This is a genomic window from Caballeronia sp. LZ065 (genome assembly GCF_031450975.1).
Lineage (GTDB): Bacteria > Pseudomonadota > Gammaproteobacteria > Burkholderiales > Burkholderiaceae > Caballeronia.
The window spans coordinates 197,421-218,934 of sequence record NZ_JARUXV010000001.1 but is presented as its reverse complement, the minus strand read 5'-3'; the positions used below and the strand labels follow the sequence as shown (position 1 = coordinate 218,934).

Below are 21,514 nucleotides of genomic sequence, written 5' to 3'. Positions count from 1 at the left end.
GGCAAAGCGCGTCGCAAGTTCGGTACCCGGGCGGCGGACGCGGCAGCCGCACAGCCCCGCGCGCATTGATCTCCGTCGAATCCGCGGTTCGCCATCGATCTTTCTTCCTTCCCATGACTGAGCCCTCGCTTCTCGCGCCGCACGCCCTGCCCGCACGGTGGCGCAACCGGCGCGCCTTCACGATCGTCGATCTGACCTTCACCCCTGGCAAAGACTTTCTGGCCGCGTGGGAAGGCTGGCTCGACGACGAAGCGCGTTGCGAGCGTCTCCATGTCGTCGCCATTGCACCGCTCGTTGCGCTCGATCAACCTCCGGCAAACACGGGCTCGCCCCTCGCAGCCGAGCTACTGCGTGCCTGGCCGATGCGCGTACCGGGCCTGCATCGGCTGGAGTTCGCGGCAGGCCGGGTTGTGTTGACGCTCGCGGTGGGCGAGCGCCAGGAGATGCTGTCGAAGCTATGGCTGCGCGCCGATGCCTTGCACGTCGAGGTGAGCGGTACGGACGAGCCGGATCCGCGCATGCTGTGCAAGTCGCTTGCGCGTCTCGCCGGCGAGGATGCGACCGTCTGCATCAGCGCGCCCGCTGACGTCCATGCGACGTTCGAACGCGCGCTTGAAGCGGCCGGTTTCACATGCCATTCGTCGGGCGCACGCGATCGGGTCACGGGACGTTTCGCGCCGCGCTGGCGCGTGCGTCGCCATGAACCGCCGCTGCCCGATGGCGACGGCGCGCGCGAAGCCATCGTCATCGGCGCAGGACTGGCCGGCTGCGCGATGACATCGCGGCTGACCGCACGCGGCTTCCGCGTGACGCTCATCGACCGCCATGAACAGCCGGCGCGCGATGCATCGGGCAATCCGGCCGGCGTGTTCCATCCGATCGTCTGGCGCGACGACAGCGTCGCCGCGCGCCTCACCCGCGCCGGCTTTCTCTACGCGTTGCAGCGATGGCGCCCGCTCGAACACGCCGGTCACGAGTTGCATCGAAGCAGCGCCGGCCTGCTCCAGATCGCCGACACGCAAGAAGACGCCGAGGCCCTCGCGGCCGCCATCGCGCGCTTCGCGTATCCATCGGAGTATGTGCAGCCGTTGACGCGCAGCGAAGCTTCGCGCATGGCAGGCGTCGATGTCGCGCGCGGCGGCTGGTTCTTCCCGCACGGCGGCGCGATCTCGCCGGCATCGCTGTGCACGGCGCAACTGGCCGGGTCTGCCGCGCGAACGGTGATGCGCATGAACACCGCAGTAGCGCGCATTGCTCGTGAAGACGGGCTGTGGCGAGCCTTCGATGCCAGCGGCAATGAGATCGCCCGCGCGCCGGCGATGATCCTCGCCAATGCGCGCGATGCCGCGCGTCTGGCCGGTCTCCATGGGCAGCCGACGCGCATCGTGCGCGGCCAGCTCAGCATGCTCGAGTCACGCGACCTGGATGCGCTGCGCGTGCCGGTGATCGGCGAAGGCTATGCGGTGCCGCTTGGCGCGGGCAGCACGCTCATCGGTGCGACCTACGACGTCGACGATCCCGATCCCGAGATGCGCGCCGAAGGACATGTCGAGAACCTGGCGCGCGTCGCCGGCATGCTGCCTGGGTTGCCATTCAACGCGAACACGGTCCTCGGCGGGCGGGTTGCGTTCCGTTGCGTGACCAGCGATCGCATGCCGATGATCGGCCAGCTTGCCGACGAAGCTGCCGCCCGCCGCGATGCGCGCCGGTTGTCCGGCGCCTGGCCACTCGACCTGCCGCGCATGCCGGGTCTGTATGGCGCGTTTGCTTTCGGCTCGCGCGGGCTGATCTGGGCGGCGCTCGCCGCCGAGCTGGTGGCGGCGCAGATTGAAGGCGAGCCCTGGCCCGTCGAGCGCGACCTCGCGGAGGCCGTCGATCCCGCCCGCTTCCTGCTGCGGGCGTTGCGCCATGGCGAGATCGGCCCCGACGAGTTGTCCCCGCCGGTCTGTGGATAACGCGGCGGATTGCCGGTGAAACGCATGTGAACTCGTTGTGCATGTAAACGGGACAACCTGAAGACTCCGGTTTACGCGCGCAAGTTGTTCCAGGTTAACCGCCGTGGACGAACATGTTTGCCGTGCCCTTATGCTTCTCCCAATCAATTGATTGGAAAGACAAAATGGCGGTTATCCACAGTGCGCGGCAGCGCTTGTTAACTACTACTACTTGTATATACAGTAAACCTGTAAACACCAGAAGGCGGAGCCGTCGGGCGGCAGCCAGGCAGACCACTTCACCCTGCCGGTTCATGCAGCCGGTCAGCATTGCCAATCCGTTCCAGTGCCTGGCAGTCGCTTTTACCTTAAAAGAATCATGAGCTTGGACTTTCGGTCAGGGGCATCGAGGTATGGCACAATCGCGCTTCTTCCTGCGTCGCGCCGTGCATGCGGCGAGCGCTTTCAACGGAACGATGACCGCGCGTCAAGAATCTGATCAACGAAGCCGCGTCGTCGTTTTCTGTGTCCGGCTGGCCATCGTTCGATCGCCGCATGTAGGCTCGGTGTTTCACTGAACCGACGCGCGGCATGCAGCCTCACACCGGGCACGTCGTCTGACTCGTGCACGGCCAGACCGTGACACCGTGTTCGTTCGTATTTCGTTTCGCCTGAATGAACTGACGTCCGCTCACGCGAGCGGACGCGCGCCGCCTGCGAGCGCGACGCCCTCAGGCACTGTCACGTGACGAACGCGCACGCTCAGCCAGCAGCAACAGATAGCAGCAACGAAGGAGAAGCCAATACGATGAACTCGGCGTTTTCATTTCTGCCCGCGTGGCCGCTCGAACCCGACGCCATTCTCTGGGCCGGTCTCGCGCTCGTCACGGCGGGCCTGGCCGGTGAACTGCTGTGGCGCGCGTGGCGCCTGCCGCGCATCACCGGCTATGCGGTGATCGGATTGATTGCGGGGAATGCGGGTCTCGGCGTGATCGACTCGAGCGCGGCCGGCCTGTCGCGGCCGCTTCTGGATGTCGCGCTCGGCCTGCTGCTGTTCGAACTCGGCGGCCGGCTCGACCTGCGCTGGATCCGGCGCAATCCGTATCTGATCCTGTCGAGCATCGCGGAATCCACGCTGACATTCGGCCTCGTACTGATCGCGCTGACCCTGCTTAACGTACCGACGATGCCCTCGGTCGTCGTCGCCGCCATCGCCATGGCCACTTCGCCCGCAATGGTCATCCAGCTCAAAATGGAGCTGCGCGCGGAAGGCCAGGTCACGCAGCGGCTGCTCACGCTGACCGCGCTCAACAGCATGTATGCGGTGATCGTCGAGAAGCTCGCGGCCGGCGTGCTGCATCAGGAAATCTACGGCAATACGCTCGCCACCATCCTGCAGCCGCTGTATCTGCTGGTCGGCTCGCTGGTGCTGGCGTTCCTGCTCGCGCGCGCCTGCAACCTGCTGGTCCGGCGCCTGCCCACCAACGACGAGCATTCGTTCGTCGCGTTGTTCGGGCTCGTGCTGCTGGCGATCGCGGTGGCGCACATCTTCAAGCTGTCGACCATCCTTGCGCTGCTCGCGGCCGGCATCATCGTGAAGAACGCCGACGAACGTCCGCAACTCTGGCCGTCACACTTTGGCTCCGCCGGGTGGCTGCTTACCGTCATCTTGTTCGCGCTCACGCTGACGTCGTTTCACTGGCGCGACATCGCGCTGGGCGGCGTCGCGGCGCTGGGGCTGATCGTCGCACGCTTCATCGGCAAGCTTGCCGGCGTGCTGATCTTCGCCAAGCCCAGCGGACTGAACTGGAAGCAGGGCGCGGCGCTGGGCGTCGCGCTGTCGCCGATGTCCGCGCTTGCGTACCTGCTCGTCGACGACATGTACGTGCTCTATCCCCACTACGATCCCACGCTGCGCGCGATCGTCATGTGCTCGATCGTCGTGCTGCAGATCGTGTCGCCGTTCGTGGTGTACCGCAGCCTGTCGGCGGTCGGCGAGCGGCGCGAATAAGCGCGTCCGCCCCGCTCAAGTATTGATTTTTTCAGAGGCGCCATGGCACTCGAACCCTTCATCAACTCCGAACCCTTTACGTTCGGCGTCGAGCTTGAGATCCAGGTCGTCAATACGCACGACTACGATCTGACCCGCGCGGCGTCGGACCTCATGCGTCTCATCAAGGACGAGAAGATCCCGGGCAACATCACGCCCGAAATCACCGAGAGCATGATCGAGCTGTCGACCGGCATCTGCACGACGCACGAACAGGCCGTCACCGATCTGCGCACCATCCGCGACACGCTCGTCGCGGCAGCGGACCAGCTGAACGTCGGTCTGGCGGGCGGCGGTACCCATGCGTTCCAGCAGTGGAGCGACCGGCAGATCTACGATGCACCGCGTTTCCAGTACATCTCCGAGCTGTACGGCTATCTCGCCAAGCAGTTCACGGTGTTCGGCCAACACGTGCATATCGGCTGCCCCGATCCGAACAGCGCGCTGTTCCTGCTGCATTCGATGTCGCGCTACATTCCGCATTTCATCGCGCTGTCGGCTTCGTCGCCGTACATTCAAGGCGTCGATACGGGCTTCCATTCGGCACGCCTGAACTCGGTGTTCGCGTTTCCGCTGTCGGGCCGCGCGCCGTTCGTGCTGACCTGGGACAGCTTCGAAGAGTATTTCTCGAAGATGGTGCACACCGGCGTCGTCAACAGCATGAAGGACTTCTATTGGGACATCCGGCCGAAGCCGGGTTTCGGCACGATCGAAGTCCGCGTGATGGACACGCCGCTGTCAGTGGACCGGGCGGCCGCAATTGCGTGCTATATCCAGACGCTGTCACGCTACCTGCTGCTCGACAAGCCGCTCACGCCTCACGAGGACGACTACCTCGTCTACACCTTCAATCGCTTCGAAGCGTGCCGCTTCGGACTGGAGGGCACCTGCATCCATCCGCAGACGGGTGAACGCAGGACCATCGGCGAAGACATCCTGGCGACGCTCGACGTGCTCGCACCGCACGCCGAAGCGCTCGGCTCGCAAGCAGCGCTCGCACAGGTCGCCGACATCGCGCGCGGCACGAACGACGCTACCTGGCTGCGCAGCGTATTCGACAAGGAGAAATCGCTGCATGAGGCCGTCAGGCAGCAATGCTTGCAGTGGCGGCAATGACGCGCCGCGTACCATGCTGCTTATCGGGAAGCTTACGCTGGTAATCCGCATTCAATGAACAGAAAAGGCTGCTGCTTGAAAGTGCATGCAGCCTTTTTCTTTTGCGCTTTATGAAACAAGGACGTGAGCAGGAATCGGGAATAACTGTCTCATGCCATCGTTTGAAGCCGGTTCAAACTTCCGCTTCTAAGGTTTTTCTCAAAGAAACCGTATACCGGCGTAATGCTTGCACGTCGTGTGTGCATGTCCGGACCAGGAAGGCACGGCATGCTCAGGCGTCCAGGCGGGCTCGAGCGGAACTTTCAGTGACGTGAAGGCGACTGACGACTCGTATAGAGTTAATCAAACGAGTCGACTACGCGTTGACCCCGAATTGGACAAGTAAGCGAAGCATTTTCACGAGTTATCCACAGTCCTGCACGGACAATTAAGGTGTACGTTTGTTCCATGTCGCTTAGAATGGCGACTTTGCTGGCGGGACGTTATAGTCGGCAAATACGTAGCGCCGCGAAGCAGTACATAAGAGGGCGCATAAACAAGAGGGTAGCAATGTCCCCATTCAGGTGTCGCCGTGAGGCTTGGCACGCCTGAATTTTGAGACGGCGGGGACCGGGAACGAGCGTGTTCCGCAAGGGGTTTCAAGTCGTTTTCTGCGGAAGCGTTTCGGGAACGGTGTTCGTGCTGCGTGCGCGAACATGCCGTCAAAACACATAAGCGGAACAACAAGCGAAAGACTATGAATGAAGGCGTTTACGGAGAGCAGGCGACGGGGCGGGTGACCCATGGTCTGCTGCGGCTGAGCACGGCGATGCGCAGCCAGGCTTGGGAATGGGCAGAAGGCGCGGGGCTGACGCCGACCCAAGGTGAAATTCTCGTCTTGCTGATGCAGCGCAGGGGGCCGATGCGCCTCGGCGAGATCGCACGCGAAACGGCATTGACGGCCGCCACGACGAGCGATGCGGTGAGCACGCTTGAAGGCAAGGGGCTGGTCGAAAAGCGCCGCGCGCTCGACGACGGCCGGGCGCTGGCCGTGCGCCTCACTGCACGTGGCCGCACGGCCGCGAAGAAGGCGGTGCAATGGCCGGACTTCCTGGCGAAGGCGGTCGGCACGCTGCGCGAGGACGAGCAGGTGGCGTTCTATCGCACGCTGCTGAAGACCATCCGTCACCTCGAGGCGCAACAGCAGATGCCGGCGCACCGTATGTGCCTGTCCTGCTCGCACTTCCAGGCCAGCAAGAATCCGAAGAAGGCGCCGCATCATTGCGCGCTGTTGCAGATCGACATGGCGGACACCGATCTGCGTCTCGACTGCTCGGTCTACGAGGAAGCCGATCTAGCGACGCAGAAGAAGAGCTGGAAGGTCTTCGCCCACCTGGCCTGACAGGGGGCCCCACGCGGGGTCATTCCGGGGTCATTCATCCGGCGGCAGCAACGCTGTGAGGCCGCGGCGAGTCGGTTAGACTGTGCGCGTCGCGCCTCCCCGCGAGGCGCGGCTCGTCAACACTTGCCCGAGCCACGCACGGCCCGACACGGAAGCCGCCGATGAAAGATGAAGTCCTGGCGATTCGCCACGTCTATTTCGAAGATCTGGGCAGCCTCGAACTCGTGCTGGGCGATCGCGGTCATCTCGTGCGTTATCTGGATGTCGGACGCGGTCGCATCGATGCGCCCAATCCGCTCGATCCTTCGCTGCTCGTCGTGCTCGGCGGCCCGATCGGCGCCTATGAGGACGCCGCGTATCCTCATCTCGCTCCCTTGCTCGCGATGCTCGAGAAGCGCATTGCGGCGGGTTTGCCGACCATCGGCATCTGTCTCGGTTCGCAACTGATTGCCCGGGCGCTCGGCGCACGGGTCTATCCCTCTGGCTCGACCGAACTGGGCTGGTCGCCGCTCACGCTGACCGACGCGGGGCATGCCTCCGCGCTGCGCCATCTCGAAGCCGACGGCACGCCCGTTCCCGTGTTTCACTGGCACGGCGATACCTTCGATCTCCCCGACGGCGCCACGCTGCTCGCATCGACTGCGCAGTGCGCGCATCAGGCGTTCGCGTGGGGCGAGCATGTGCTTGCGTTGCAGTGCCATCCCGAAGTCCTGGCCGATCGCTTCGAAAGCTGGCTGGTTGCGTATCCCGGCGATGTCGCGCGAAGCGCCACGACCGTCGCCGCGTTACGCGAGGACACCGCGCGACACGCACCCGCTCTCGAACGCGCCGCGCGCGCGATGTTCGGCGAATGGCTCGACCGGTTTACCCGCAAGGACACGCCACACGCCTGAGCGTGACGCAAGGATCCGTGGCGCGTCCTGCAGCGTTGAAAACGCGATGCTATTCTCGACCGCACCTTCCTTTCCGAGCCCACGACATGAGCGCGTTGTTCACACCCGCGACTTTACGCAGCCTGCAGCTTCCCAATCGCATCATGGTTTCGCCGATGTGCCAGTACTCGGCCGAGCGCGGCGAAGCCACGGCGTGGCACATGATCCACCTGGGGCAGCTCGCGCTGTCCGGCGCAGCGATGCTGTTCATCGAGGCTACGGCGGTCGAGCCTGACGGCCGCATCACGCCCGGCGATCTCGGCCTGTGGGACGACGTCACCGAAGCCGCGTTGCGTCCGGTGCTCGCAGCGATCCGCCAGTATTCGACCATCGCCGTGACGATGCAGCTGGCGCATGCGGGCCGCAAGGCGTCGAGTCACGCACCCTGGGACGGCGGACAGCTGATCCCCGTCGCGGAGGGCGGCTGGATGACCCATGCGCCGTCGGCGCTGCCGCACAAGCCCGAGGAGACGCCGCCGCTCGCGCTCGACATCGCCGGTCTGATGCGCGTGAAGGAAGCCTTCGCGGCATCGGCGCGACGCGCGGCGCGGCTCGGCATCGACGGGATCGAGGTGCATTGCGCGCACGGTTATCTGCTGCATCAGTTTCTCTCGCCGCTCGCCAATCAGCGCACCGACGAATACGGCGGCTCGCGCGAGAACCGCATGCGTTATCCGCTTGAAATCTTCGACGCGGTGCGCGCCGCGTTTCCCGCCGACAAGCCGGTCGGCGTGCGCGTGTCCGCGACCGATTGGGTCGACGGCGGATGGGGCATCGAGGACACGATTGTGTTTGCATCCGAGTTGCAGAAGCGCGGTGTCGACTGGATCGATGTCTCGTCGGGCGGGGTATCGCCACTGCAGAAGATCCCGCTTGCCACCGGTTATCAGGTGCCGTTCGCGCAGGCCGTGAAGGAAGCGACGGGCGTGAATACCATCGCGGTCGGTCTCATCACCGAGGCGAAGGACGCGGAGAAGATCGTGGCCGGCGGTCAGGCGGACTTCGTCGCGATCGCGCGCGGCATGCTCTACGATCCGCGCTGGCCGTGGCACGCCGCCGCCGAGCTCGGCGCGGCCGTCACGGCGCCGCCGCAATACTGGCGTTCGCAGCCGCGCGACCAGAAGAACCTGTTCGGCGAGATCACGATCGGACAACGTTGAAAAGTATCGAGTGTCATCGAGACGGTTGAGCATTCGCGCGCCGGGAGTGTAGGATACCGGTGTGTTGGACACGTGAGCGTTCAACCAAGCTAACGCGGCGCCTCGAAGGCCACCGCGTTTTTTTTATCCCCGATGTTCATCCCGAGCGCGCGGGAGCGAAGCGTCATTCAAGGATTCAGTCGATGAGTTCACGCAGGGTCACCGTTCGCCGCTCCGGCGTGCACGGCAAGGGCGTGTTTGCTGTGAAGCCGATCGCCGCCGGCGAGAAGGTGATGGAATACAAGGGCGAGCACATTTCGTGGAAGGAAGCGCTGCGACGCCATCCGCACAATCCCGACGAGCCCAATCACACCTTTTATTTCGCCCTCGACGACGGCCGCGTGATCGACGGCAAGATCGACGGCAACAGCGCGAAGTACATCAACCATTCGTGCGCGCCGAACTGCGAAGCCGAGGAAATCGAAGGGCGCGTCTTCATTCACGCGCTGCGCGATATCGAGGCGGAAGAGGAGTTGAATTACGACTACGGCCTCGTTATTGACGGCCGCATCACGAAGAAGCTCAAGAAGGAATACGAGTGCCGTTGCGGCGCGAAGAAATGCCGCGGCACCATGCTTGCCGTGAAGAAGGAAAAGAAGAAGAAGTAGCGAGTCCGGCGCCAACGCTTGTATTCGAGAAGAGCCACGGGAAAAAGACCGTGGCTCTTTTCACGACTGCGCTAAGGGTTCCTGCTTGAGCGGAATGCGCACGATGAAGCGCGCGCCGCCTTCCGGCGCATCCTCGTAATGCACCGAGCCGCCGTGCAGCACGACGATGTCATGCACGATCGCCAACCCAAGACCCGCACCGCCCTCGACCATTTGGCCATCGCCACGGAAGAAGCGCTTGAAGAGGTCGGCTTGCTGGTCGGACGGCACGCCGGGCCCATTGTCTTCCACCACGACTTCGGCGAAGGCGCGCAGGTTGTCGTCGCGCCATTCGGTGATCGTCAGCGTGATGCGCGCGCCTTCCGCGCGAAACGGCGGAATGTACTTGAGCGCATTGTCGATCAGATTCGCAATCACCTCGCGCGACAGCACGATGTTGCCGCGCACGATCAGCGGATGCTCGTTCTCGGGATCGTCGAGGCGCTGGAAGCCGAGATCGACGTTCGATGCCAGCGCCCGCGGCACCCATTCCGCGCCGGTTTCGAAGGCGAGCGCGGCGAAATCGAAATCGGTGAAGCGCGCGGCCTGCTCGCCCGGTTCCGCCCGCGCCAGCGAAAGCAATTGATTCGACAGCCGCACCGCCCGGTCAGCCGATGCGCGCAGTTCCTTGACCGCTTCCACCGCCTTGGCGGGATCGCGCGAGCTGAGCGCCTGTTCCGCGTGCAGCTTCACGGCCGTCAGCGGCGTGCGCAACTGATGCGCGGCATCGGCGATGAACTTGCGCTGCGCATCGAGCGCCGTTTGCAGGCGCACGAGCAACGCGTTCATCGCGCTGGTGAGCGGACGGATCTCGCCCGGCACGTAGGTTTCGTCGACGGGTTCGAGGGAGATGTGAGTCTGCTGGTTGAGCGCGTCGGCGAGGTCGGTCAGCGGGTTCAATTGCTGGTTCACGACGCGCCACACGATCACCCAGCCGGCGAGCAACAGCAGCGCGAGCGGCATCATGATCGCGATCAGGAATTCCACCGCGATGCGATACCGCGAGCCCACGCGCTGCGCCACTTCCACGACGATCGGATTGCCGGTCGGCTGCGGCACGCGCACTTGCGCCGCGCGCACGCTCACGCCCTGGAAGTGCGTCTCGAAGACATAGGCGTAGTGAATGCGCCGGACGTTGCTGCCGGTGAGCGGCAGGTCGCGTTCGCCGGCGATTTCCTCGTCGCCCGTACTGATGCGGTAGATGAGCTGCTCGACCGGGTCGGAGAACATGGCCTGCGCGAGTGGCGGCACGGTGACGGGCGCATCGACGCCCGCGAGCTGGATCTGCTTGGAGATGGCGGTGGCGAGATCCGCGAGCGAGCGGTCCACCACGTGCTGCGTGTACTGCCAGGCGAGCCAGTACGCCATCAGGCCGCTCATCAGCGCGAGCAGGGACAGCGGCGCGGCGAGGCGGCGCAGCAACGTGCGCCGCAGGCTCGGCGGCCTCGGGGTCTCGGGGGCTTTCGATCGCGCCAGATCGAGCCAGTCTTCGCGGGCGAAACGCTGGTCGCCCGCGCGCCGGGTGGGAAATCGCAAGGCAGTCTGCTTCGCGGCAGCCGACGCGGCGCGTCAGGCTGTCTGACGGATTTCCTGGAGCAGGTAGCCGAAGCCGCGCACCGTCACGATCTCGACGCGAGTGTTCTCCAGCTTCTTGCGCACGCGATGCACATAGACTTCGATGGCCGTGTCGCCGAGATCGCCGCCGAAGTGCGTCAGGTGATCCTGCAACTGCGCCTTGCTGACCACGCGGCCATGGCGCAGCAACAGCATTTCCAGCACGGCGAATTCGCGCGGCGACAGTTCGAGCGGACGCTCGTCGTTGAAGATGCGGCGATCGACGCCCGACAGGCGCAGGCCGCCCAGCGAGACTTCGGGACGCGGCACGTCGCCGTGCGGGCCGCTGCGGCGCATCACCGCGCGGATGCGCGCTTCGAGCTCCTGCGGCTCGAAGGGCTTCAGCATGTAGTCGTCGGCGCCGCTGTTGAGGCCTTGCACGCGGTCATGCAGTTCGTCGCGCGCGGTGAGGATGATGACCGGCGTGTGGCGGTTGCTCTGGCGGAAACGCGCGAGCAGCGTCATGCCGTCGATGCCGGGCAGGCCCAGGTCGAGAATGACGAGTTCGTGGCGGTTTTGCGTGAGGGCCTGTTCGGCGAAGATGCCGTCGTGCACCATGTCGACCGTGAAGCCGGATTGTTCGAGGCTGCTTTGGATGCCGCGCGCGATGGGGCGGTCGTCTTCGATCAGAAGGATTCGCATGGAGTCGCTCAAGTACAATGGGTTGAGCTCAGGCCGGCGGGGGCGATCGGTGGCATGTTCTGTCATGCATGACGCGGCGGCAGGCTCGAGCCAGTTAAAACTCACATCTCATGCGGCGTTGCGCGACGATACTTTGAGCCGCGAGCGGCCGTACATCGAATGTCTTTCTTCCCGGACATGGCTCTCATCCCAATCAACGAACTCGAAGCCGCGATCAACTACTGGCGCGGCCGCTCGCCGTCGAGCGGCGACGAGCTCGCTCTATGCAAGGAGGCGAGCGCTCTGTCCAGGCCTTATGCGCTGCTGATTGTACAGCGTCGGTCAAGTCTGCCTTCCGAACAGATGGACGAAGACGCCCGCGCCGCGTGGGAAGCTTACGTGCGCTTCAACAATGGCATGCGCGACTGAAAGCTTGGGCACCAATTCGCTTTCGGATTTCTTCATTTAAGCTTCCAGCGGCCAAAAAATCGAGCGATTCATTGCATTTTCCGCTTTTCGACGCTGTCATGGTTCGTAACACGCACGTTACCTTCTTTTTACTGTAAGGGTCGGATTCGCGGGCATGGAACGGCCCTCCGCCGCAAGGGTTAAGTGAGCCCTGCCGCGTTAATGCGATAAAGTCGCATTCGCTCTCGCTTACGCGCACATTCGCCTCATGCTCGATCTCGACCACTTCGACCTCGCCCTGCTGGACGTCCTGCAACGCTTCGGACGGGCCACGCATCAACAACTGGGCGAACAGGTGCCGCTGTCGCCGTCGCAGATCGGACGGCGTTTGCAGAGACTGGAAGCGGTGGGGGTGATCGAGGGCTATCGGGTCATGCTGCGGCCCGAGAAACTGGGCCTGGGCGTGACGGCCTTCACGAGCCTGAAGCTCAAGCATCATGGCGATTCGGTCATCGAGGAGTTCCAGCAGCAGATCGACTTGCTGCCCGAAGTGCTCGAATGCCATGCCACCGTCGGCGACGCTGATTACCTGCTGCGCATCGTCGCGCCGGACCTGAACGCGCTGTCAGGTTTCGTGATGAAGAAGTTGATGCGGGTGCCGGGCGTGGACAGCGTGCGCTCGAACATCGTGCTGACGACGTTCAAGCGCAATGGTCCATTGCCGCTGGCTCATCTCGCCGCCGACGCTTCCTGAGCCGGATTCAGCAGATCCACATACGCGAGCGGCACCAGATCCGCTTCACCTACACCCAGCTGTGCGAACATCGCGTGCGCTTCCTCCTCGCCGCCGGCTTCGTCGTCGTCCTGGCCCAGGAGCACTTCCAGCTCGATGAAATCGCCGAGGCCATCCACGCGATCCAGATGAATCCGAGTGCGCCCGACGAGATATACATGGCGCTCCTTCGAAACAATGCCGCGTGTCGTCAGCGCCTGGGCCAGCAGCGCGTGCATGGCTTCGGGATTCGTCACCGGGCTGCGTGAGTAATACGACACCTTCGGGCCGTCACGGTCGTCGCGCTGGTAGAAGATGAGTTCCGACGGCGTGCCGTCGTCGAACTGGCGCAGCTTGAGGCGTCCGGTGGGCACGTCGTAGAAGAAGTCCTGCTGGCGAAACACAAGCGGCGCGTCGGTGGCGAGCGCGGCCGCGCGCTCGCGCAATTGCTCGAACTGATGCGCGCGCGCCTTGATTTCGATGTTGCGTGCCATGAAGATTCCTCGAACACAAAGGGTTGGATAAGCGAGGACTCAGACTAGCAAAGATTCGGTGAAGCCCGCTTGAAACCCCGAGCAATTCCTGGGCATGCCCGACGGCCCGGTCTTCACACGGCCCATTGCGCGTCGATCAGCCGCAGCGCCGCCGCGATGGCCGGCTCCTCGCAACGCTCGGCGAGCACGAGGAACGCCAACTGCGTCGGCACTGAAACGCCTTCGACGATCGTCAGCGCGTGCGCATGCGCCTCGCCGAGCGCGATCGAATCGCGCACCAGCGAAAGCCCGATGCCCGATTTGACGAGATCGAGCATCGACGGCTCCTGATCCACTTCGGCGACCACCGTCGGCATCGCGCCCGCTTCGCGGAACAGGCGCGACAGCAGGCGGTTGTGCGCGGATTCGGCCGGCGTCCAGATCCACGGCAGCTTCGCGAGCGCGGCCCAGCTGCGCTTGCCCTTGTTCACGCGGTTGTGCCAGCCCGCCGGCGCCAGCACGCGATACACGAACGGCGTGAGCCGCACGACGTGGAAGCGGTCGCTGTCGCGCGCGCCGTCGCTGGCCGGATCGCCGATGTAATAGCCGACATCGAGATCGCGCGCCCGCACGCGTTCCAGCACCCAGCCCGACATGCCATGCCGCAGCGAGGTCTCGATGCGCGGATGCGTTTCGACCAGCTGGCGCAGGAAGCCGCCGAGGCGCAGGAACTCGGGATCCAGGATCGAACCGATACGCAAGGTGCCGCTGACTTCGTGACGCAAGGCGGCGGCGGCGCGGCGTACGTCGGCGGCGGCGGCGAGCGCGCGCTCGGCATGCGGTAGCAGCGCTTCGCCATCGCGCGTCAGCAGCAGGCCGTGCGACGTGCGCGAGAACAGCACGACGCCAAGCATCTCCTGCAAGTTTTTGATTTGCAGGCTGACGGCCGGCTGCGTGACATGCAGTTGCGCCGCGGCGCGCGTCAGATTGCCTTCGCGAGCGACGGTGAGAAAGGCGCGTAAAAGGGTGTAGTCCATCCGCTGATATTAACGTTTCTTATATCGCAGTTGAACATATCTGATTGGATTCGGACACGCGACTGGCAGTACGCTCGGATTGACACGCATCGCTCAGCGAAACAACGAACAACGATATCGGAGACGGCAATGAAACAGGACGCGCGCAGGCTCGAAGGCGAATTCGACTACATCATCGTGGGCGCAGGCACGGCCGGATGCGTGCTGGCGAATCGCCTCACCGAAGATCCGGACGTCAAGGTGCTGCTGCTCGAAGCCGGCGGCAAGGACGATTACCACTGGATCCACATCCCGGTCGGTTATCTGTATTGCATCGGCAATCCGCGCACGGACTGGCTCTACAAGACCCAGGCCGAGCCCGGGCTCAATGGACGTGCGCTGTCGTATCCGCGCGGCCGGGTGCTCGGCGGCTGCTCGTCGATCAACGGCATGATCTACATGCGCGGCCAGCGCGAGGATTATGACGACTGGGCGCACATCAGCGGCGATCCGAACTGGTCATGGGACTCCGTGTTGCCGGTCTTCATGCGCAGCGAGGATCATCATGGCGGCGCGAATCAATGGCATGGCGCGGGCGGCGAGTGGCGCGTCGAGAAACAGCGTCTCAAGTGGAAGATTCTCGAAACTTTTTCGCAAGCCGCGCAGCAAACCGGCATTCCCGCCACGGAGGATTTCAATCGCGGGGACAACACGGGCGTCGGCTACTTCGATGTGAACCAGCGCGGCGGCATCCGCTGGAATGCGGCCAAGGCCTTCCTGCGCGAAGCCATGAAGCGCCCCAACCTGACGACGATCACCGGCGCGCATACACAACGACTCGTGTTCGAAGGCGCGCGCTGCGTCGGCGTCGAGTACCGTGGCGGCGACGTCGATTACCTCGCCCGTGCGCGCTGCGAAGTCGTGCTGAGCGCGGGCGCCGTGAACTCGCCGCAGATTCTCGAACTGTCGGGCATCGGAAATGGCGCGCGTCTGCAACGGCTCGGCATCGACGTGGTGAAGGACTTGCGCGGCGTCGGTGAAAACCTGCAGGATCATCTGCAATTGCGCATGGCCTACAAGGTGACCGGCGTGCGCACCCTCAACACCTTGTCGGCTCACTGGTGGGGCAAGCTGTTCATCGGCATGCAGTATGCGTTCATGCGCAGCGGCCCCATGTCGATGGCGCCTTCGCAGCTCGGTGCGTTCGCCAAGTCCAATCCCGACGATGCGTCCATCAAGCGGCCCGATCTCGAATATCACGTTCAGCCGCTGTCGCTCGAACGTTTCGGCGAACCGCTGCATGCGTTCAATGCGTTCACTGCGTCCGTATGCAATCTGCGGCCGACCTCGCGCGGCAGCGTGCATATCGAGTCGCCGGATGCGCATGCGGCACCGTTGATCGCGCCGAATTATCTGTCGACGGAGCGCGACCGCGAAGTCGCCGCCAATGCCTTGCGGCTCACGCGGCGCATCGCCGCCGCGCCTGCGCTCGCGCAATATGCGCCGCAGGAGATTCTGCCGGGCATCCAGTTCCAGACACAGGAAGAACTCATCGAAGCGGCGGGGCAGGTCGGGACCACGATCTTTCATCCGGTCGGCACATGCCGCATGGGCACCGACAACGACCCCGCCGCGGTCGTGGACAGCCGCCTGCGCGTGATCGGCGTGCGCGGCCTGCGCGTGGTCGATGCCTCGGTGATGCCCACCATCACCTCGGGCAACACGAACTCGCCGACGCTGATGATCGCCGAGCGCGCGAGCGAGATGATTCGCGAGGACCGTCGCGGTCTCGCCACCGAGGAAGCGATCGCAACCGCCCTCGCATGACGGTGCGAACGACGCGCTTCACATGTTGAGATGACAGCGGCATGGCGCACGGATGACAGCGCACGCGATGGATCCGGCGCGCTTGCGCATGTCGCAAAAGTGAACTCTTCGCATGCCCTCGAAACGTGCACTCAGCGCGGTTTCCAAGCCGTTTGTTAGTTAGTGCAAATCCCAATGATTGCGCTGCATCATTGGCGCGACAATGGCCCCGGATCAAGTGATGCTCGAGGACACTCGTGCGCACTTTGTGCGGACGCAACAGCGCTGTACGAAGCGAAGCAGTACCGGAATGGAGACACCGTCCGGTGCGCGCGGATCAGAAAAACAAGGCGCAGACCCACCCGCTGTCTAGCGCTTCACTTCGCATGGAAGGGGACATGATTCTCGGCGACACCATTCTTGAAACGCGAGGGCTCACCAAGGAGTTCAAAGGCTTCACGGCCGTGAATGACGTGAACCTGCGCGTGCGCCGGGGTTCGATCCACGCGCTGATCGGACCGAACGGCGCGGGCAAGACCACCTGCTTCAACCTCCTCACCAAATTTCTCGACCCCACTGCGGGCCAGATCGTTTTCAACGGCGTCGACATCACGCGCGAACGTCCCGCGCATATTGCACGGCGCGGCGTCATTCGATCGTTCCAGATCTCGGCGGTGTTCCCGCATCTTTCGGTGCTGCAGAACGTGCGCATCGGGCTGCAGCGGCAGTTGGGCACGTCGTTTCATTTCTGGCGCAGCGAGCGGTCGCTCGACCAGCTCAATGACCGCGCCATGGACTTGCTCACGCAAGTCGGCCTCACCGATTTCGCCGACACGAAGACCGTCGAGCTTTCTTATGGCCGCAAGCGCGCGCTGGAGATCGCCACCACGCTGTCGATGGAGCCGGAGCTCATGCTGCTCGACGAACCGACCCAGGGCATGGGCCACGAAGACGTCGACCGCGTGACCGCGCTGATCAAGAAGGTGTCGGCGGGCCGCACCATCCTGATGGTCGAGCACAACATGAACGTGATCGCGGGCATCTCCGACACCATCACCGTGCTGAAGCAGGGTGAAGTGCTCGCCGAAGGCAGCTACGCGGAAGTATCGAAGAATCCGCTCGTGATGGAAGCCTACATGGGCAGCGCCGATGCGGCGCTCACCGGAGCGCATGCATGAGTACGATCGTGGAAGAACGCCGCTCGCTCAACGCGAACGGCGGGGCCAGCAACGTGCCGGCGCTGGAAATCTCGGGCCTGCAGGCATGGTACGGCGAGTCGCACATCCTGCACGGCGTGGACTTGAAGGTGAACCGCGGCGAAGTGGTCACGCTGCTTGGACGCAATGGTGCAGGCCGCACCACCACGTTCCGGGCCATCATGGGTTTGACCGGGCGGCGCACGGGTTCGATCCGCGTGAGCGGACACGAAACCATCGGCCTGCCTACCTACAAGATCGCGCATTACGGGGTCGGCTATTGTCCGGAGGAGCGCGGCATATTCTCGAGTTTGTCCTGCGAAGAGAACCTGCTGTTGCCGCCGCTGATCGGCAACCCGAAGGACGCAATGTCGCTCGACGAACTCTATTCGATGTTCCCCAACCTGAAGGAACGCCGCGCCAGCCAGGGCACGCGTCTTTCGGGCGGCGAGCAGCAGATGCTGGCCGTCGCGCGCATCCTGCGCACCGGCGCAAACCTGCTGCTGCTCGACGAAATCTCGGAAGGCTTGGCGCCGGTCATCGTGCAGACACTCGCGCGCATGATCCTGATGCTCAAGTCGCGCGGCTACACCATCGTCATGGTCGAACAGAATTTTCGTTTCGCGGCGCCGCTCGCGGACCGCTTCTACGTGATGGAGCACGGCAATATCGTCGAGCATTTCGGCGCGGGGGAACTCGAAGCGAAGATGCCGGTGCTGCACGAACTGCTCGGCGTGTGATCGGGAGCCGGCGTGCCGTACCGGAATGGAAAGGGCAACACCAGTAACACCGCATCAAATCAAAAACTCATGGAGACTGGAATGAAAAAGAAGACCCTCGCGCGCCTCTCTACGTTGTGCTTTGCGGCTGCGGCGGCGAGTGTGGCGGTGATGAGCAGCAATGCATACGCCGCCGACAGCAACACCGTGAAGATCGGTTTCGTCACCGACATGTCGGGCCTTTACGCGGATATCGACGGACAGGGCGGCCTCGAAGCAATCCGCATGGCCATCGCGGACTTCGGCGGCAAGGTGAACGGCAAGCCGATCGAACTGGTGTATGCGGACCATCAGAACAAGGCGGATATCGCGGCATCGCGCGTGCGGGAATGGATCGACCGCGACGGCGTGAATGCGATCATCGGCGGCACGAACTCGGCGACGGCGCTTTCCAGCGCGCAGGTCACGGCCGAGAAGAAGATTCCGTACATCAACATCGGCGCGGGCGCGGACAATCTGACCAACGAGCAATGCTCGCCCTACACGGTTCACTACGCGTACGACACGATGGCGCTCGCCAAGGGCACCGGTTCCGCGGTGACCAAGCAGGGCGGCAAGACGTGGTACTTCCTGACGGCCGACTACGCGTTCGGCAAGGCGCTCGAGAAGAACACCGCGGACGTGGTGAAGGCAAACGGCGGCCAGGTGCTGGGCGAAGTGCGCCATCCGTTGTCGGCGTCGGACTTCTCGTCGTTCCTGTTGCAGGCCCAAGGCTCGAAGGCGCAGGTGCTCGGCCTCGCGAACGCGGGCGGCGACACGGTCAATGCGATCAAGGCGGCGAAGGAATTCGGCGTCACCAAGTCGATGAAGATCGCCGCGCTGCTGATCTTCCTCTCCGACATCCACTCGCTGGGCCTGGAAACCACGCAAGGTCTGGTGGCGACGGACAGCTGGTACTGGAACAAGGATGACAAGACGCGCGCCTGGGCCAAGCGCTATTTCGACAAGATGAAGAAGATGCCGGGCAGCCTGCAGGCGGCGGACTATTCGGCGACCACGAGCTATCTGAAGGCCGTGCAGGCGGCGGGCACGACGGACAGCGACAAGGTCATGGAACAGCTCAAGAAGATGAAGATCGACGACTTCTACGCGAAGGGTTACGTGCGCGAAGACGGCGCGATGATCCACGACATGTACCTGATGGAAGTGAAGAAGCCGTCGGAGTCGAAGGAACCGTGGGATTACTACAAGATCACCGCCACGATTCCGGGCGACCAGGCATTCGGCACGAAGGCGGAATCGCGCTGCAAGCTCTGGAAGTAAGCATTCGGCTGTGATTCAGCGCATTCGCGCGGCGGGCGTCCGGTGAGGACTTCCGCCGCTGCAACCGCGTCAACACGTTTCTGACGGCAGGTTCAATGGAAATTTTCGGCATTCCACTCGCCGCAATGCTGAGCCAGCTCTTGCTCGGGCTGGTGAACGGCTCGTTCTACGCGATCCTGAGTCTGGGTCTCGCGGTGATCTTCGGCTTGCTCAACGTCATCAACTTCGCGCACGGCGCGTTGTTCATGCTGGGCGCGATGCTGGCGTGGATGGGCTACTCGTACTTCAACATCCCCTACTGGGCGATGCTCGTGCTCGCGCCGGTCGTCGTCGGGCTGTTCGGCATGGTCATCGAGCGGTCGATGCTGCGCTGGCTCTACAAGCTCGACCATCTCTACGGACTGTTGCTCACCTTCGGCCTGACGCTCGTGGTCGAGGGCGTGTTCCGCTCCATCTATGGCTCGTCGGGGCAGCCTTACGACGTGCCGTCGCTGTTGTCCGGCGCGACGAATCTCGGCTTCATGTTCCTGCCGAACTATCGCGCGTGGGTCGTGGTGGCGTCGCTGGCGGTGTGCTTCGCGACCTGGTTCGTGATCGAGAAGACGCGCCTGGGCGCCTATCTCCGCGCGGGCACGGAAAACCCCAAGCTGGTCGAGGCGTTCGGCGTCAACGTGCCGCTGATGATCACGCTGACCTACGGCTTCGGCGTGGCGCTCGCGGCCTTCGCCGGGGTGCTGGCCGCGCCGGTGATCCAGGTGTCGCCGCTGATGGGCCAGTCGATGATCATCACCGTGTTCGCGGTCGTCGTGATCGGCGGCATGGGCTCGATCATGGGCTCGATCCTCACCGGTCTCCTGCTCGGCGTGATCGAGGGCCTGACGCGCGTGTTCTATCCGGAAGCGTCCGCGACGGTCGTCTTCGTCATCATGGCGATCGTGTTGATGATTCGCCCGGCAGGACTCTTCGGCAAGGAAAAATGATGCAGAGAAAAGCGCTCTACGGCCTGTTGCTGATTGGCCTGATCGTGGCGCCGTTTGTCGGCGTGTATCCGCTGTTCATGATGAAGGTGCTGTGCTTCGCGCTGTTCGCGGCGGCTTTCAACCTGCTGATCGGCTATACCGGCCTGCTCTCGTTCGGCCATGCGATGTTTCTCGCGACCGCCGGTTACGTCGCCGGCTACGCGATCCAGACCATCGGACTGACGCCTGAACTCGGCGTGATCGCGGGCACGGCGGCGGCGACGCTGCTCGGGCTCGTCGCCGGCCTGCTGGCGATCCGCCGCCAGGGCATCTACTTCGCGATGGTCACGCTGGCGCTCGCGCAGATGGTGTACTTCGTGTTCCTGCAGGCGCCGTTCACGCACGGTGAAGATGGTTTGCAGGGCGTGCCGCGCGGCAGGCTGTTCAACATGATCGACCTCGGCAGCGACAGCACGCTGTATTACGTCGTGCTCGTGGTGATGTTGCTCGCGTTCGCGCTGATCGTGCGCATCGTGCATTCGCCGTTCGGCGAGGTGCTGATCGCGATCAAGGAGAACGAGCCGCGCGCGGTGTCGCTCGGCTACGATACGGCGCGCTACAAGCTGCTGGCATTCGTGCTCTCGGCGGGACTTGCGGGGCTGGCGGGCGCCACCAAGACGCTCGTGCTCGGCTTCGAGACGCTCGGCGACGCCTACTGGACAATGTCTGGCCTGGTGGTGCTGATGACGCTCGTCGGCGGCATGAGCACGATGTTCGGGCCGCTGCTCGGCGCCGCGATCATCGTCGCGCTGGAGGACCGGCTCGGCGACATCGGCGGCGGTCTCGCGCGTCTCACCGGCATGACGTGGTTCAACTCGCTCGGCGAGTCCGTGACCATCGTTACCGGCGTCATCTTTATTGCGTGCGTGCTGGCGTTTCGTCGCGGTATTGTCGGGGAAATCGTCGCGCGCGTGCGTCCGCTGCAAGGCTGAAGAGTCAGGAATCACGCTTTTGCGCGCGTTTTATTGCAAGAAATACGCCCCTTCCAGGTGCTTTCATGCACCACTAGGGTAAATGCTAGGTTGTCGTGCACTGTTGCGTTCTTTAACATTCGGTCTAGTTCTGTTGCACCCAGATTTTTGAGGTGGAGAACGAGGAGACATGAGGCACAAAGTGCCCGACCGAAAAGCGCTGTTGGATGAGTCCAACAGCGCTTTTTTATTGCCCGCTGATTATGTGATTAAATTCGGCGGGCGATTTTAAACGGGGTTTTCCCTGAGGCTTCCCAGCTTGCGCAGGGCGCTCTCGCAAGGCCTTGAAAAACAATGCGAAAAGCCGCACGGGAGAG

Annotated in this window: 19 protein-coding genes; 15 read left to right on the top strand and 4 right to left on the bottom strand. The window is 63.6% G+C overall.

Annotation, left to right across the window (positions count from 1 at the left end; genetic code table 11):
• The first annotated feature begins 113 nt into the window (after positions 1-113).
• The 7 genes from mnmC to QCE63_RS01000 all read left to right on the top strand — a co-directional run bounded on the left by mnmC (position 114) and on the right by QCE63_RS01000 (position 9,220).
• Entirely contained in the window at positions 114-1,955 is a 1,842-nt protein-coding gene (mnmC, locus tag QCE63_RS01030; protein ID WP_309829690.1) for a bifunctional tRNA (5-methylaminomethyl-2-thiouridine)(34)-methyltransferase MnmD/FAD-dependent 5-carboxymethylaminomethyl-2-thiouridine(34) oxidoreductase MnmC, read from the top strand.
• 787 nt (positions 1,956-2,742) lie between these two features.
• Positions 2,743-3,945, top strand: coding sequence for a cation:proton antiporter (locus tag QCE63_RS01025; protein ID WP_309829688.1), 1,203 nt, complete (start codon positions 2,743-2,745; stop codon positions 3,943-3,945).
• A gap of 42 nt (positions 3,946-3,987) precedes the next feature.
• The gene (locus QCE63_RS01020) at positions 3,988-5,100 is read left to right on the top strand and encodes a YbdK family carboxylate-amine ligase (protein WP_309829686.1); all 1,113 of its coding nucleotides are present in this window, start codon (positions 3,988-3,990) and stop codon (positions 5,098-5,100) included.
• Positions 5,101-5,836: 736 nt separating this feature from the next.
• Positions 5,837-6,481, top strand: a complete 645-nt coding sequence (locus QCE63_RS01015) for a MarR family winged helix-turn-helix transcriptional regulator (protein WP_309833632.1) — start codon at positions 5,837-5,839, stop codon at positions 6,479-6,481.
• 161 nt (positions 6,482-6,642) lie between these two features.
• Positions 6,643-7,374, top strand: coding sequence for a glutamine amidotransferase (locus tag QCE63_RS01010; protein WP_309829684.1), 732 nt, complete (start codon positions 6,643-6,645; stop codon positions 7,372-7,374).
• Positions 7,375-7,460: 86 nt separating this feature from the next.
• Positions 7,461-8,573, top strand: a complete 1,113-nt coding sequence (locus tag QCE63_RS01005) for an NADH:flavin oxidoreductase/NADH oxidase (protein ID WP_309829682.1) — start codon at positions 7,461-7,463, stop codon at positions 8,571-8,573.
• Positions 8,574-8,755: 182 nt separating this feature from the next.
• Complete coding sequence (locus QCE63_RS01000) at positions 8,756-9,220, top strand: SET domain-containing protein-lysine N-methyltransferase (protein ID WP_309829680.1); 465 nt, start codon at positions 8,756-8,758, stop codon at positions 9,218-9,220.
• A 60-nt stretch (positions 9,221-9,280) separates the two neighbouring features.
• Here QCE63_RS01000 and QCE63_RS00995 read toward each other — a convergent pair whose 3' ends face one another.
• Together QCE63_RS00995 and QCE63_RS00990 are read right to left on the bottom strand one after the other, a co-directional pair.
• The gene (locus tag QCE63_RS00995) at positions 9,281-10,735 is read right to left on the bottom strand and encodes a sensor histidine kinase N-terminal domain-containing protein (protein WP_309833631.1); all 1,455 of its coding nucleotides are present in this window, start codon (positions 10,733-10,735) and stop codon (positions 9,281-9,283) included.
• A 93-nt stretch (positions 10,736-10,828) separates the two neighbouring features.
• The gene (locus tag QCE63_RS00990; protein WP_309829678.1) at positions 10,829-11,515 is read right to left on the bottom strand and encodes a response regulator transcription factor; all 687 of its coding nucleotides are present in this window, start codon (positions 11,513-11,515) and stop codon (positions 10,829-10,831) included.
• A gap of 177 nt (positions 11,516-11,692) precedes the next feature.
• On the opposite strand from QCE63_RS00990, the gene QCE63_RS00985 reads away from it, so the two are divergent.
• Positions 11,693-11,923, top strand: a complete 231-nt coding sequence (locus QCE63_RS00985) for a DUF3717 domain-containing protein (RefSeq protein WP_309829676.1) — start codon at positions 11,693-11,695, stop codon at positions 11,921-11,923.
• A gap of 247 nt (positions 11,924-12,170) precedes the next feature.
• Positions 12,171-12,656, top strand: a complete 486-nt coding sequence (locus tag QCE63_RS00980; protein WP_309829674.1) for an Lrp/AsnC family transcriptional regulator — start codon at positions 12,171-12,173, stop codon at positions 12,654-12,656.
• On the opposite strand, the gene QCE63_RS00975 is transcribed toward QCE63_RS00980, so the two are convergent.
• Together QCE63_RS00975 and QCE63_RS00970 are read right to left on the bottom strand one after the other, a co-directional pair.
• Positions 12,632-13,168 carry a class IV adenylate cyclase gene (locus QCE63_RS00975; RefSeq protein ID WP_309829671.1) on the bottom strand — a complete coding sequence of 179 codons (537 nt, stop codon included), beginning with the start codon at positions 13,166-13,168 and terminating at the stop codon, positions 12,632-12,634. The two genes, QCE63_RS00980 and QCE63_RS00975, sit on opposite strands and share 25 nt — an antisense overlap.
• 113 nt (positions 13,169-13,281) lie before the next feature.
• Entirely contained in the window at positions 13,282-14,184 is a 903-nt protein-coding gene (locus tag QCE63_RS00970; RefSeq protein ID WP_309829669.1) for a LysR family transcriptional regulator, read from the bottom strand.
• A 129-nt stretch (positions 14,185-14,313) separates the two neighbouring features.
• Between QCE63_RS00970 and QCE63_RS00965 the strand changes: the two genes are divergently transcribed.
• The 6 genes from QCE63_RS00965 to QCE63_RS00940 all read left to right on the top strand — a co-directional run bounded on the left by QCE63_RS00965 (position 14,314) and on the right by QCE63_RS00940 (position 21,158).
• Positions 14,314-15,990 carry a GMC family oxidoreductase N-terminal domain-containing protein gene (locus QCE63_RS00965; protein WP_309829668.1) on the top strand — a complete coding sequence of 559 codons (1,677 nt, stop codon included), beginning with the start codon at positions 14,314-14,316 and terminating at the stop codon, positions 15,988-15,990.
• Positions 15,991-16,367: 377 nt separating this feature from the next.
• Positions 16,368-17,147: an ABC transporter ATP-binding protein gene (locus QCE63_RS00960; RefSeq protein WP_309810943.1), complete on the top strand. Its 780-nt coding sequence runs from the start codon at positions 16,368-16,370 to the stop codon at positions 17,145-17,147.
• Positions 17,144-17,905: an ABC transporter ATP-binding protein gene (locus QCE63_RS00955; RefSeq protein WP_309829666.1), complete on the top strand. Its 762-nt coding sequence runs from the start codon at positions 17,144-17,146 to the stop codon at positions 17,903-17,905. Before QCE63_RS00960 ends, QCE63_RS00955 begins: the two co-directional genes overlap by 4 nt.
• Before the next feature lie 81 nt (positions 17,906-17,986).
• Complete coding sequence (locus QCE63_RS00950; RefSeq protein WP_309829664.1) at positions 17,987-19,207, top strand: ABC transporter substrate-binding protein; 1,221 nt, start codon at positions 17,987-17,989, stop codon at positions 19,205-19,207.
• Positions 19,208-19,302: 95 nt separating this feature from the next.
• Complete coding sequence (locus tag QCE63_RS00945) at positions 19,303-20,187, top strand: branched-chain amino acid ABC transporter permease (protein ID WP_309829662.1); 885 nt, start codon at positions 19,303-19,305, stop codon at positions 20,185-20,187.
• Entirely contained in the window at positions 20,187-21,158 is a 972-nt protein-coding gene (locus tag QCE63_RS00940; protein ID WP_309833630.1) for a branched-chain amino acid ABC transporter permease, read from the top strand. Before QCE63_RS00945 ends, QCE63_RS00940 begins: the two co-directional genes overlap by 1 nt.
• Positions 21,159-21,514: the final 356 nt, after the last annotated feature.